Origin of the sequence: Pseudoxanthomonas winnipegensis (assembly GCF_030322905.1) — a bacterium.
In the GTDB taxonomy this organism is placed as follows: Bacteria; Pseudomonadota; Gammaproteobacteria; order Xanthomonadales; family Xanthomonadaceae; genus Pseudoxanthomonas_A; species Pseudoxanthomonas_A winnipegensis.
Genome location: NZ_CP095475.1, coordinates 1,540,308 through 1,553,332 on the forward strand (window position 1 = coordinate 1,540,308; position 13,025 = coordinate 1,553,332).

The 13,025-nt window shown below is 72.7% G+C and carries 8 protein-coding genes; 7 read left to right on the forward strand and 1 reads right to left on the reverse strand.

The genetic code is table 11. The annotated features are described in order from the left end of the window. Positions 1 to 6 precede the first annotated feature (6 nt). From MWN52_RS06840 to MWN52_RS06850, 3 genes are read left to right on the forward strand one after another with little or no spacing between them, the layout of a single operon-like run. A complete protein-coding gene (locus tag MWN52_RS06840; protein ID WP_286577180.1) occupies positions 7 to 7,365 on the forward strand; it encodes an Hpt domain-containing protein in 7,359 nt (2,452 codons plus the stop codon). Further along, positions 7,352 to 8,899: a chemotaxis protein CheB gene (locus MWN52_RS06845; protein ID WP_286577181.1), complete on the forward strand. Its 1,548-nt coding sequence runs from the start codon at positions 7,352 to 7,354 to the stop codon at positions 8,897 to 8,899. Before MWN52_RS06840 ends, MWN52_RS06845 begins: the two co-directional genes overlap by 14 nt. Before the next feature lie 4 nt (positions 8,900 to 8,903). Next, the gene (locus tag MWN52_RS06850; protein ID WP_130519269.1) at positions 8,904 to 9,374 is read left to right on the forward strand and encodes a chemotaxis protein CheW; all 471 of its coding nucleotides are present in this window, start codon (positions 8,904 to 8,906) and stop codon (positions 9,372 to 9,374) included. 237 nt (positions 9,375 to 9,611) lie between these two features. Here MWN52_RS06850 and MWN52_RS06855 read toward each other — a convergent pair whose 3' ends face one another. Then, complete coding sequence (locus MWN52_RS06855) at positions 9,612 to 10,346, reverse strand: 16S rRNA (uracil(1498)-N(3))-methyltransferase (RefSeq protein ID WP_286577183.1); 735 nt, start codon at positions 10,344 to 10,346, stop codon at positions 9,612 to 9,614. Positions 10,347 to 10,464: 118 nt separating this feature from the next. Between MWN52_RS06855 and nudE the strand changes: the two genes are divergently transcribed. Genes nudE through MWN52_RS06875 form a run of 4 tightly spaced genes read left to right on the forward strand, consistent with a single transcriptional unit; the run spans position 10,465 to position 12,985 of the window. Further along, positions 10,465 to 11,013 (forward strand): ADP compounds hydrolase NudE, encoded by a 549-nt coding sequence (nudE, locus tag MWN52_RS06860; protein WP_286577184.1) that lies wholly within the window; start codon positions 10,465 to 10,467, stop codon positions 11,011 to 11,013. Further along, positions 11,010 to 11,804, forward strand: coding sequence for a 3'(2'),5'-bisphosphate nucleotidase CysQ (gene cysQ, locus MWN52_RS06865; RefSeq protein WP_130519264.1), 795 nt, complete (start codon positions 11,010 to 11,012; stop codon positions 11,802 to 11,804). Before nudE ends, cysQ begins: the two co-directional genes overlap by 4 nt. A gap of 39 nt (positions 11,805 to 11,843) precedes the next feature. After that, positions 11,844 to 12,665 (forward strand): nucleoside triphosphate pyrophosphohydrolase, encoded by an 822-nt coding sequence (gene mazG / locus MWN52_RS06870; protein ID WP_286577185.1) that lies wholly within the window; start codon positions 11,844 to 11,846, stop codon positions 12,663 to 12,665. Continuing rightward, positions 12,662 to 12,985 (forward strand): YnfA family protein, encoded by a 324-nt coding sequence (locus MWN52_RS06875; RefSeq protein WP_130534370.1) that lies wholly within the window; start codon positions 12,662 to 12,664, stop codon positions 12,983 to 12,985. Before mazG ends, MWN52_RS06875 begins: the two co-directional genes overlap by 4 nt. Positions 12,986 to 13,025 lie beyond the last annotated feature (40 nt).

Consider the following 13,025-nt stretch of genomic DNA (forward strand, 5'->3'; position numbering starts at 1 on the left):
CTCGCCATGAGCGCGCTGCGCGAGGCGATGAGCCACGCCGTGCTCGGCTGGGTCAAGCCCGAGCTGGACCAGACCCTGCGCCTGGTGCGCGGGGAGATCGAGTCCTTCGCCGAGCATCCGGCCGACGTCTCGCGCATGCACCTGTGCGTGGGCTACCTGCACCAGGTGCAGGGCACCTTGCACATGGTCGAGCTGTACGCGCCGGCGATGGTGGCCGAGGAGCTGGAAAAGCTCGCCCAGGCCCTGCAGGACGGCCAGGTCGCCGACCCGGCCGAGGGCTGCGCCACGCTGATGCGCGGCACCGTGCTGCTGCCGGACTATCTGGAGCGCCTGCAGAGCGGCCATCGCGACATCCCGATCGTGCTGCTGCCGCTGCTCAACGAGATCCGCGCCGCGCGCGGCGAGGCCGGCCTGAGCGAGAGCGTGCTGTTCGCCCCGGATCTGAGCCGCCCGCTGCCGCAGGACGTGCCGGCCACCGAGCCGCTGCCCTCCAGCACGCGCGAGGCACGCTTCGCCCAGGCGGGCGATCATCTCGAACGCACCTTCGCCGGCTGGCCCGAGGACGGGACGCCGGCCGACGCCGGCGCCTTGGCGTCGGCCCTGATCCCGCTGCAGCGCCTGGCCGAGCACACCGCCGCCCGGCGCATGCTGTGGGTGGCCAGCAGCGTGGCCGAGGCGCTGCGCGACGGCGCGCTGACGCCCAGCCCGGCGCTGCACCAAGGCTTCGCCGCGGTGCTGCGCGCCGTACGCCAGCTGCGCCAGGGGCTGGTCCCCGGCGCCACGCCCGGGCAGGAGCCCACCCGGCTGCTGCTTTACCAAGTGGCGCAGACCGATGCGCGGCATCCGGCGCTGGAAGACCTGCGCCGCGCCTTCGACCTGTCCGCCGCCTCGCCCAGCCAGGCCGAGATCGACCACGCCCGCAGCAGCCTGAGCGGGCGCAACCGCGCGCTGCTGGACACCGTCGGCGGCGTGGTCAAGGAAGAGCTGATGCGCGTCAAGGACGCGCTGGACCTGCAGCTGCGCACCGGCGCGGACATCGCAGGCCTGGCGCCGCAGGTGGCGCAGCTGGGCAGCGTGGCCGACACGCTCGGCATGATGGGCCTGGGCCTGGCGCGCAACGTGGTGCTGCAGCAGCGCGATTGCCTGGCCGAGCTGGTCGACGGCCGGCGCGCGCCCGACGAGAGCGCGCTGCTGGATATCGCCGGGGCGCTGCTCTACGTCGATGCCTCGCTGGACGACCAGGTCGCGCACCTGGGCGATGCCGGCGGCGCGCCGGACGCCCAGGCCGCCGAGTCGCGGCGCACGGTCGAAGCGCTGGCCGGCGAGGCGATGCGCAATTTCGCCGAGGCGCGCCAGCAGTTCGTGGCCTTCATCGAGACCGGCTGGGACCACGCGCAGCTGGAGGCGATGCCGCGCCTGCTGGGCGAGGTCGGCGGCGCGCTGCGCATGCTCGAGCTGGCCGAACCGGCCGACTACGTCGAAGGCGTGCGCCGCTACATCGGTACCGAGCTGATCGAGCGCCGGCGCGTGCCCGGCGGCGCGCAGCTGGACACGCTGGCCGATGCGATGGCCAGCCTGGAGTACTACCTGGAGGCGCTGCGCGAGCACCACCCCAACCGCGAGGAAATCCTCGGCATCACCCGCTCCAGCCTGGAGACGCTGCGCTACTGGCCGCTGCCGGTGCCGCAAGTGCCGGAGGCGCGGCAGGCGGAAGCCGAAGGCGCGCACGATGCTGACGATTCGAGCGCGCCGGCGTCGGTCGGTCTGACGCCGGAGGCCGCCGACAGCGTGCCCGCCGGCGAGGCGCTGGAGATCGAACGTGCGCCGGCGCTGCCGGCGTTCGAGCCGCAGGCGAGCAGCGCCTCGGCGTTCGACCCGGTGGCCAGCGAATTCGAGGGCCAGGACGATGCGCCCGCGCAGGCGATCCGCCTGGACCTGCACGATGCGCTCGAGCACGCCGACGCCTTGCCGGCGTTCGAACCGACGGCCAGTGATGCCTCGGTGTTCGATCCGGTGGCCAGTGAACGCGACGAGGTGCCGTCGCCGGTGGCGGCCGGCGCAACGGAGCTTGAGTTGTCCGATCAGGCGCCTGACGCAGACGTGCCGCCCCTGGCTGCGCCCGACGAAGACGTCGCGGCAGACACGGACGCGCCGGCGTTCGATCTCGCCGACGATGCGCCCGTCACCGAGGCCATCGAGCGGCCGGCCGAGCGCTCGCCCGAACCCGAGCAAGCGCCGGAAGACGCACTGCGGCCCGATCCCGCTCTGGAAGCGCTGCTGCCTTCGGTCGGCCAGCCGGCCTTCGCCTACGAGCAGGACGCCGCCGCGCCCGCGCAGCCGTCGCCGACAACGACAGCCGCGCCCGAGGACGCCGCCTATCCGGTCTCCTCGCTCCCGCCGCAGGACGCGGCGCCTGCGACCGATGCGCCCGCGCTGGCCGCCGGCTTCGACGTGTCCGGCCACGATATCGACGACGAGATCCGCGACGTCTTCCTCGAGGAATTCGACGAGGAGATCGGCAACCTGCGCCAGCTGCTGCCGCTGTGGCTGGCCAAGCCGGATGACCTGGAGCGCCTGCGCCCGATCCGGCGCGTCTTCCATACCCTCAAGGGCAGCGGCCGCCTGGTCGGCGCGCGCCTGCTTGGCGAGTTCTCGTGGAAGATCGAGAACATGCTCAATCGCGTGTTGGACGGCTCGCGTCCGCCCAGCGCGGCCGTGCAGACGCTGCTGCAGCAGGCCACCGACACGCTGCCCCAGCTCGATGCGGCCCTGCGCGGCCGCGCCGGCGTGCAGGCCGACCTGGCCGGGATCGAGGCGATCGCCGAGCGCCTGGCCAGCGGCGAAGACGCGTGGTACGACGCTGCCCCGGTTAGCGAAGTCCCCGCTGCAGCCGCCGCGCAGGACGAGCGCGAAACCGCCGCGCCCGCGCCCTCGCACGAGGGCACGCCCGCCACCGTGGACAGCGTGCTGCGCGAGATCCTGGAAACCGAGGTCGCCAACCACCTGCAGGTGATCGATGCCTGGCTGGCGCAGGCGCGCAACGCCCAGTCCGCCGCGGCGAGCGAGCCGTTGCTGCGCGCCTTCCACACGATCAACGGCGCCTTCGCGATGGCGGATGTGCCGGAGATCACCGAGGTCACCGGCCGCGCCGAGCAGTACGTCAAGCGGCTGCTGGCCAACCAGGTGCAGGCCGATCCGGCCGGCGTCGAAGGGCTGGCCTCGGCCGCCGCGGCCGTGCGCGCCACCATCGCCGCGCTGCAGGAGCCGCAGCCGCGCATCCCGCAGTTCCTGGTGCTGCGTGCGCTGCTGGAGGAGCGGCGCGACAGCCTGCCCGCGGCCCAGCGCCTGTTCACCGCCTCGGTGGACGATCAGGATCAAGCCACCTATCCGGGGCTGGCGCCCGTGGCGCCATTGAAGACGGAGACGCCGGTCGATCTGGAACTCACCGGCGCGATGGACCTCTCGCGCTTCGTCGACGGACACGTGGAATTCGTGCCGACGCTGGACGCGTTCGAGCCGCCGGCGCCGCACGCCCCGCCGGTCGACGACGGCCAGGCGACCTGGTTCGACCTGCGCCTGGATTATCAGGCCGAACGTCCCAACAGGGCGACGGCTGAGCCGCCGGTGCCGACGTTCGAGGCGCCGCTGCCGCCGGAACTGGCCGCTTTCGATACCGGCGCGCCGCAGCCGGAAGGCGCGGCCGATGACGTCTCGCTGGAGGCCCACGCCGAGCGCGATCCACAGATCGACCCGGACCTGCTCGCCTTCGAGGATCTGCCCGAGACCGCCGACGACGCCGATGTGCGCGCGCTGGACGACGAAGAGTCGCTCAGCGAGGAGGAGCGGGCCGAGCTGGAGGCGCTGGCGCAGACACCGGCCGATGGCGATGTCGCCCTGACCGAGCCGGAAGCGGCGGCCGAGGCCATGGCCTGGTACGAACACACGCAGGCCTTCGAGCCGCCGGCGCCAGCCGCGCCGGAGCCGAGCGAGCCGACGGTCGCCGAGGTGAGCGAGGTGATGCAGGGCGGCCCGGTCGCGCTGGAAGCCGCCGCCGAGACCGCCGAAGACGCGCCGTTGCCCGAATCGGCGGACGCCACGTTCACCGCCACGCCGGCCGCGCCGACGCACATCGCCGAGGCCCAGGACGACTACGCGCCCGAGGCGCTGTTCGCCGAAGACCAGGCCGAGGACATCGAGGCCCTGGATGGTGCGGCCGGCCATGGTCCGGCGCACGAGGAGGCGCATGCGGCCTCCTTGAGCGAGCCGGTGGCCAACGAAGCGAAGGATCAGACCGAGCGCCTGCTGGATTTCAGCGTGCTCGACCGCGACCTGGTCGATATCTTCGTCGAGGAGGGCAACGACCTGCTCGACCACTCCGACGGCCTGCTGGCGCGCCTGCGCCAGGCGCCGGACGACCGCAGCCTGGTGATCGGACTGCAGCGCGACCTGCACACCATCAAGGGCGGCGCGCGCATGGCCGGCATCGAGCCGATCGGCGACCTCGGCCATGCGATCGAGTCTCTGCTGGAGCAGGTCGCCGAACACCGCACCGATGTGGACCGCGGCGTGATCGGCCTGCTGGAGCGCGGCTTCGACGCCCTGCACGGCATGCTCGGACGCACGGCCGCCTACCGCGTCGTGGCCCCGCAGCCGGCGCTGGTGGCCGAGTTCGACGCGCGTGCGCGTGGCGAGGTGACCACGGACGAGGGTGCGGCCGCGCCGGCCGAATCGCCGGCGTTCGATGAGCTGCAGATCGAGGAAGTGTCCTTCGACGACGTGGCACCGCCCGAGGCGGCCTCGCCTGAGGCGACGTCGTTCGAACAGGCGCCGCCGTCGATCGAAGCGGCCCCGTCCGGCGCTGACGCCCTGGACGAGCAGGAGCCGGGCGTCCAGGAACCCGCCGCCGACCAGCAAGCCGAGCCGTTCGCCTTCACCGTCTCGCCGGAGCGCGAGGACGCGCTGCCGGCCGAACCGGCCGAGGCGCTGGACGCCGTCGACGAATCGATGCCGGACAGCCAGGATGCCGAGGCCTTCGGCTTCCTGCCGGAGGCCGAGGCGAGCCAGGCGCCGCACGAGCCGGTATCAACGGACGAGCATCGCGACCCCGCGCCGCCGGCCTGGGATCTGCAGGACGAAACGCAGCCCTCTTCGCAGCCAGGCTTCGCTGAGGAGCCTGCGAGCGTAGAACCCGAGCCGGCCACTGCCTCGTCGGCCGACTATCTGGACGCGGAGCTGCTGGCTGCGCTGGACGTGGCCCTGGGCACCTCCTACGCCAGCGCCATCCGCCAGGCCGAGGCCGAGCGTGCGGCGATGTCTTCGGACGAACCGGCCAGCGACGCGGCTTTCGTCGACGCCGAGCCGCGCACGCCGTGGGCCGTCGAGGCCGCCGCCGAGCCGACGCCGCCCGCCGCGGAGACGACCGCCGAGTCGCTCGCGCCCGCGCCCGTGGCCATCGCGCCGCTGGTGCCGCAGCCGATCCCGGACCTGCCGCCGCTGTCGGCCCCGCTGGACCTGCACGGCCAGGGTGAGGACGAGCAGGCCTCGTCGGGCAGCGGCCAGGAGCAGGTGCGCGTACGCGCCGATCTGCTCGACCAGCTGGTCAACCACGCCGGCGAGGTGGCGATCTATCGCGCTCGCCTCGAGCAGCAGATGGGGGCCTTCCGCGCGGCCATGGCCGAGCTGGACCGCACCAATACGCGTCTGCACGATCAGCTGCGCCGCCTTGACCTCGAGACCGAGGCGCAGATCGTCGCCCGCTATCAGCGCGAGCAGGACACGCGCGACACCGCCTTCGATCCGCTGGAGCTGGACCGCTTCTCCACGCTGCAGCAGCTGTCCCGCGCGCTGGCCGAATCGGCCGCCGACATCAGCGGCCTGCAGGGCGTGCTGGACGACCTGGCGCGGCAGAACGACAGCCTGCTCGGCCAGCAGTCGCGGGTGAGCTCGGAACTGCAGGACGGCCTGATGCGCGCACGCATGGTGCCCTTCGAAGGCAGCGTGCCGCGGCTGCGCCGGGTGCTGCGCCAGGCCGCAGCCGACACAGGCAAGCAGGCCCAGCTGCAGCTGGAGGGCGCCCACGGCGAACTGGACCGCAACGTCCTCGAGCGCATGACCGCGCCGCTGGAACACCTGCTGCGCAACGCCGTGGCCCATGGCCTGGAGTCGCCGCAGGCGCGCCGCGCGGCGGGCAAGCCGGAAGAGGGCACGGTGCGCGTGGTGCTGCGCCGCGAAGGTTCGGAAATGGTGCTGCAGGTGGCCGACGACGGCGCCGGCATCGACCATGCCGCGATCCGCCGCCGCGCCGAACAGCGCGGGATGCTGCAGCCCGGCGCGGAGATCGCCGACGTCGACCTGGAGCGGCTGATTCTGGAGCCGGGCTTCTCCACCGCCGAGGAAGTCAGCCAGCTGGCCGGACGCGGCGTGGGCATGGACGTGGTCCACAACGAGGTGCGCCAGCTCGGCGGCTCGCTGGAGATCGCCTCGACCCGCGGCCAGGGCACGCGCTTCACCCTGCGCCTGCCGCAGACCCTGGCGGTGACCCAGGCGGTGTTCGTGCAGATCGGCGAGACCCAGTTCGCCGTGCCGGTCGCGGCGGTGGGCGGCGTCGGCCGCATCAGCCGCGAGCGCTACGAGTCCGGCAGCGGCTCCTATGTCTATGGCGGCGAGGAATACGCCCTGCACGATCTGGGCACGCTGGTCGGCCAGGCCCCGGCCAAGGCCGAAGGCCAGCCGCAGGTGCCGCTGCTGCTGGTGCGCGCCGGCGAGCTGCGCGCCGCCGTGGCGGTGGACCAGGTGCTGGGCAATCGCGAGATCGTGGTCAAGCCGGTGGGCCCGCAGATCGGCTCGATCCCGGGCATCTATGGCGCCACCATCACCGGCGACGGCAGCGTGGTGGTGATCCTGGACGCCGCGCCGCTGGTGCGCCGCTATATCGCCCAGCCGGTCTCGGCTGTGCCGGCCTCGGCCCAGGTCGAGCAGCGGCATGTACCGCTGGTGATGGTGGTCGACGATTCGCTGACCATGCGCAAGGTCACCGGGCGCGTGCTGGAGCGGCACAACTTCGAGGTGGCCACCGCGCGCGACGGCGTCGAGGCGCTGGAGCGGCTGGAGGAACGCGTGCCCGACCTGATGCTGCTGGACATCGAGATGCCGCGCATGGACGGCTACGAGCTGGCCACCGCCATGCGCGCCGATCCGCGCTTTGCCGGCGTGCCGATCGTGATGATCACCTCGCGCACCGGCGACAAGCACCGCCAGCGCGCGCTGGAGATCGGCGTGCAGCGCTACATGGGCAAGCCGTACCAGGAGCTGGATCTGATGCGCAACGTGTACGACCTGCTGGGGATCGCCCGTGTCCGCGACTGAGGCCGCCCTGTCCGCGCCGCGCGTGGTGCTGCTGGCGCGCCCGGGCGCGGCCCGTGAGCAGCTGCGCGGCGCGCTGCTCGGCGCCGGCGCGCGGATCGCGCTGGAAGACGACCCCAACAGCCTGGATGCCGACACGCTGGCCGCCAGCGGCCCACAGGTGGTGCTGGTGGCGCTGGAGCCGGCCATCGAGGACGCGCTGGCCCGGCTGGAGGCGGTCCTGGCCGATCCCGCCCTGACCGTGATCTACGACGAGGCCGCGCTGGCCAGCGCCCGCGAGGGCTGGGACGCGCAGCGCTGGGCGAGGCATCTGCGCGCCAAGCTGCATGGCCACCGCGACGTGCTGCCGCCGGGCGCGGAGATCGAACCGCCGCAAGCGCCCGAACCCGGCCGCCCGCCGGCGCCGGAACAGCTGCACGAAGGCGCGCGGCTGGAGCTGCATCTGGACGAAGCCGCCGGGCAGTCGGCCGCGCTGCCGGTCGATCCGGGCTTGAACGTGCCGACGGACGCGCTTGAGGCGTCGGTCGACCCAATCGATGGCGTGGACGCGCAGACTGCGTCGCCTTCGCCCGTGTCCTGGTCGTTGGCGGATGTCCCGGATCCGCAGCCCGGCGATCGCGCCCCGGCCACGCTGCCGCCGCTGGAGCTCGAGGACGAGGCCGCCGGCGCACAGCCGGCCGATGCGTTCGTCATCGACCTGGACAACTGGACGCCGCCCGAAACGCCGACGCGCCAGGCGCTGGTCGACACGCCCGTGCTGGCGCCGCTCGAACCGACCGAGCCGGCCGTGGGGGCGCCGCCGGTTGCGGTCGAAGCGCCGCCGCCGCCCTCGCGGCCCTCGTTCGGCACGCTCTCGCTGGTCGAGGATTTCCAGGTCACGGTGCCGGAGAAGCGCGCGCCGGCCGAACCGCCGCCGCTGCCGCCGGGGTTCGGCGATCTGAACCTTGAGCTCGAGGCACTGGACCCGGCGCACGGTGTGGCGGCCGATCCGCAGCCGAAGGGCGAGATCGTGCCCGGCGCGGTGCTGCTGTTCGCCGGCATCGGCGGGCCCGACGCGGTCCGTCGCGTGCTGGCCGAGCTGCCGGACACGCTCGAGCAGCCCGTGCTGGTGCACCTGCGCCTGGATGGCGGGCGCTACGACAACCTGGTCCGGCAGATCGAGCGCGTCTCGCCACTGCCGGTGAGCATCCCGGTCGCGGGCATGGTCGCCCGTGCCGGCGTGGTCTACGTGGTGCCCGACGATCTGTCGGCGCGCGCCACCGCCGGCAAGGTCGAGTTCGTCGCCGAAGCCGTCGATGTCACCGCGCTGCTGGGCGGGCTGCCGCCGTACCGCACCGCCGTGCTGCTGCTCAGCGGCGCCGACCCGGCCCACGCCGAGCCCGCGCTGATGCTGGCCGCGCGCGGCGGCCTGATCGGCGGCCAGTCGCTGCAGGGCTGCTACGACTGGGCGGCCTCGCGCGCCCTGGAAGCCGGCGGCGGCGACATCGCCGCGCCGGAGGAACTCGCCCGCCGCGTCGCACAACACCTGGGAATCTGACGCCATGTCCCGAGCCAATGACGAAATCCGCGGCGTGCTGGTGCAGACCGGCGACGAACGCGTGCTGCTGCCCAACGCGACCGTGGCCGAGGTCCTGGCCCGGGTGCCGGTCCAGCCGGTGGCCGAGGCGCCGCACTGGCTGCCCGGCACCATCGACTGGCACGGCTGGCAGGTGCCGCTGTTCTCCATGGTCGCGCTGGGCGGGCTGGGGCGCGAGAGCGTCAACGCCGCCAGCAAGTTCGTGGTGCTCAAGACGCTGACCGGGGGCGAGGGGATGCCGTACATCGGCCTGCTGACGCAGTCCTTCCCGCGCCTGATCTCGGTGCCACGCGATGGCCTGTTGGCCGACGCCAGCGAGGAGGCGCTGCCGCACGGGGTGCACATGCGGGTGCTGCTGGGCGACGAGGCGGCGTTGCTGCCTGACCTGGAGGCGATCGAGGCGATGCTCGCCCAGGTGATCGCCGAGCCGGCCTGAAGTCCTGTGCCTGCGGATTCACGCCTCATGCGCGGTGGGCGATGGCATTGAAGGCCTGAAACAGCGCGTCGCGTCAGCGTCGCTGCGAGCCGTCAGCGAACATTCTTGAAGCGGTTCTCAGCGTAAAGCCGCTGAAACGTCTCTATCGTCGTTCCCGCGAACGCGGGAACCCATGGACTTTCGCGCACAGCGCGAGAAGCGCGCCCTCCCGAAACAACCACGCGATCGCGGCCTGTCTTACAGATCCCCCAGCCGCGCCTGCAGCGCGGCGATGGCGGCCAGGCCGGCGGTCTCGGTGCGCAGCACGCGCGGGCCCAGGCGCAGGCCCTGGAAGCCTGCGGCCTCCAGCGCCTGGCGGTCGCGCGGCGACCAGCCGCCCTCGGGGCCGATGGCGATCACCACCCGCTGCGAGGCCGGGGCCTGGAGCGTGCTCAGGGCGTGTGCGCCCTGCGGATCGAGCAGCAGGCGCAGGGCATCGTCGGGCAGGGCCGCGGCGGCGGCGATCAGGGCTTGCGGGGAGGCGACCTCCGGCACGCGGGCACGCCCGGACTGTTCGCAGGCGGCCACGACCACGCCCTGCCAGTGCGCCAGTCGCTTGTGCAGGCGTTCGCCGGACAGCTTGACCTCCGAGCGCTCGGAGTCGACCGGCAGGATCTGCGCCACGCCCAGTTCGGTGGCCTTCTGCAGGATCAGGTCCATCTTCTCGCCGCGGGCGATGCCCTGCAGCAGCACGATGCGCAGCGGCGATTCGTTCTGCAGCGGCTGCGCGGCCCCGATGCGGGCGCGCACCTGACGCTTGTCCAGCGACACCAGGCGCGCCGGGTAGTCGTGGCCATCGCCGTTGAACAGCACGCAGGCATCGCCTTCGCGCAGGCGCAGCACGCGCGCCAGGTGCGCGGCGGCGTCCTCGGGCAGGGCGACCTCGTGCCCCGGTGCCAGCGCCGCCTCCACGTGCACGCGTGTCACGCGCATGGTTCGCGCCTGAAGACGGGCGCAGCGCTGTTCTGCTCTGCTAGCATTCGCGGCTGATGATCGACTCGCATGCGCCCATGATATCGACCGCTGCCGCGCGCGGCAGCAGGCTGGGCGCGTGAGCCGCAGATTGCCGCTGATCCATGGCGTGACCGAGCACCAGGTCGGCCCGCTGCGCATGGAGAAGCTGGACCTGGAATTCTCCAACGGCGAGCGGCGCGTGTTCGACCGCCAGGTCAGCAGCGGCCATGGCGCGGTGGTGGTGGTGCCGCTGATCGACAAGGACACCGTGCTGCTGGTGCGCGAGTACGCCGCCGGCATGCACCGTTACGAGCTGGGCCTGGTCAAGGGCCGCATCGACGCCGGCGAGACGCCGCTGCAGGCCGCCGACCGCGAGCTCAAGGAAGAGGCCGGCTATGGCGCGCGCCAGCTGGACGTGCTGCGCGCCCTGACCCTGGCGCCGACCTACATGAGCCACCAGTCCTGGCTGGTGGTCGCGCGCGACCTGTATCCCGAGCGATTGCCGGGCGATGAACCCGAGGAACTTGAAGTGGTGCCGTGGAAGCTTGATGCATTGGACCAGTTGATGCTGCGCGAGGACTTTTCCGAAGGCCGATCACTGGCGGCGCTGTTCATCGCCCGCGAGTGGCTGGCGGCCCAGGCATGAGTCGCATCACCGCGGACCTGCACGAGGCGGTGCTGACCATCGCGCGCGACGCCTCCGACGCGATCATGCAGGTCTATGCCGAGGACTTCGAGGTCGAGCACAAGGCCGACAACAGCCCGCTCACGCGCGCCGACCTGGCCGCGCACCGGATCATCGCCGACGGGCTGGCGCGGCTGACGCCGGACCTGCCGCTGCTGAGCGAGGAGGGCGCCAAGACGCCGTGGGCCGCGCGCCAGGACTGGCACGCCTACTGGCTGGTCGATCCGCTCGACGGCACGCGCGAGTTCGTCAAGCGCAACGGCGAGTTCACCGTCAACATCGCACTGATCGAGGCGCATCAGCCGGTGTTCGGCGTGATCATGGCGCCGGTCACCGGCACGCTGTGGCATGCCCAGGCCGGGCAGGTGGCGCTGCGCCGCGACGGCCAGACCGACCGCGAACTGCGCACGCGCCAGCCGGCGCGCGCGCCGCTGCGCGTGGCCGCCAGCCGCTCGCACCGCGATCCGCGCACCCAGGCGGTGCTGGACCAGCTGCCGGGCGCCGAACCGGTGCCGCTGGGCTCGTCGCTGAAGTTCTGCCGCATCGCCGAGGGCACGCTGGACGTGTACCCGCGCTTCGGCCCGACCTGCGAATGGGATACCGCGGCCGGGCAATGCATCCTGGAGGCCGCCGGCGGCGCGCTGCTGGCGCCCGATGGCCGCGCCTTCCGCTACAACCGACGCGAGAGCCTGCTCAACGGCGACTTCATGGCGCTGGGCGACCCTGCGCTGCCGTGGCGCGACTGGCTCTGACGCGCCGCCGATCTTCCCCACATCGCAAGAGGTGACCCCATGGCCGAGCCGGGCACGCAGATCGCACGCCTGCTGTCGATCATGGCGCAGCTGCGCAATCCCGACGGCGGGTGCCCCTGGGATCTGGAACAGGATTTCTCCACCATCGCGCCGTACACGATCGAGGAGGCCTACGAGGTCGCCGATGCGATCGACCGCGGCGATCTGGACGATCTGAAGGACGAGCTCGGCGACCTGCTGCTGCAGGTGGTGTTCCACGCGCAGATGGCGGCCGAGCAGGGCGTGTTCGCCTTCGAGGACGTGGCGCGCACGATCTCCGACAAGCTGGTGCGGCGCCATCCGCACGTATTCGCGCAGACCCAGGTGGACGGCAGCGCGGCGGTCAGCGCCAACTGGGAGGACATCAAGCGCCAGGAGCGCGCGGCCAAGGGGCAGACCGATCCCTCGGCGTTGGCCGGGATCGCGCGCGGCCTGCCCGAATGGCAGCGTGCGACCAAGCTGCAGTCGCGCGCGGCGCGGACCGGCTTCGACTGGCCGGGCCCGGCGCCGGTGCTGGACAAGCTGTACGAGGAGATCGACGAGGTGCGGGCCGAGCTGGCGCGCGGCGAGGACGATCCACAGCGCGCGGCCCGGCTGGAGGATGAGATCGGCGATGTGCTGTTCGTCTGCCTCACCCTGGCGCGCAAGGCCGGCGTGGACGCCGGCGGCGCGCTGCGCCACGCCAATGCCAAGTTCGAGCGCCGCTTCCGCGCGATGGAGGCCGAAGCCACGCGCGAGGGCCTGGTCTTCGCCGAGCTGGAGCTGGAGGCGCAGGAGGCGCTCTGGCAGCGGATCAAGCGACACGAGCGCGCTGGCGCATGACCACTGTCCTGCTGTTCTTCGCCACCGCGCTGGCCGAGATCGTCGGCTGCTATCTGCCATGGCGGTGGCTGCGCCACGAGGGCAGCCCGTGGCTGCTGTTGCCGGCGGCGGCGAGCCTGGCGTTGTTCGCCTGGTTGCTGACCCTGCATCCCACCGCTTCGGGGCGCGTGTACGCGGCGTACGGTGGGGTCTACATCGCCGTGGCGCTGGGCTGGCTGTGGGCCGTCGACGGCGTGCGCCCGACGCGCTGGGACGTGCTGGGCGCGGGCCTTTGCCTGTGCGGGATGGCCGTGATCATGTTCGGGCCGCGCCACGCCTGACGCCGCGTCGCAGCGTGACCTTCGCGGACACGGGCGCGAC

Excerpts from the sequence above, each read along its gene's own strand:
- MWN52_RS06840 (WP_286577180.1), top strand. The coding sequence starts at position 7 with ATGAGCGCGCTGCGCGAGGCGATGAGCCACGCCGTGCTCGGCTGGGTC.
- mazG (WP_286577185.1), top strand. The coding sequence starts at position 11,844 with ATGGCCGAGCCGGGCACGCAGATCGCACGCCTGCTGTCGATCATGGCG.
- MWN52_RS06850 (WP_130519269.1), top strand. The coding sequence starts at position 8,904 with ATGTCCCGAGCCAATGACGAAATCCGCGGCGTGCTGGTGCAGACCGGC.
- cysQ (WP_130519264.1), top strand. The coding sequence starts at position 11,010 with ATGAGTCGCATCACCGCGGACCTGCACGAGGCGGTGCTGACCATCGCG.
- MWN52_RS06875 (WP_130534370.1), top strand. The coding sequence starts at position 12,662 with ATGACCACTGTCCTGCTGTTCTTCGCCACCGCGCTGGCCGAGATCGTC.
- MWN52_RS06855 (WP_286577183.1), bottom strand. The coding sequence starts at position 10,346 with ATGCGCGTGACACGCGTGCACGTGGAGGCGGCGCTGGCACCGGGGCAC.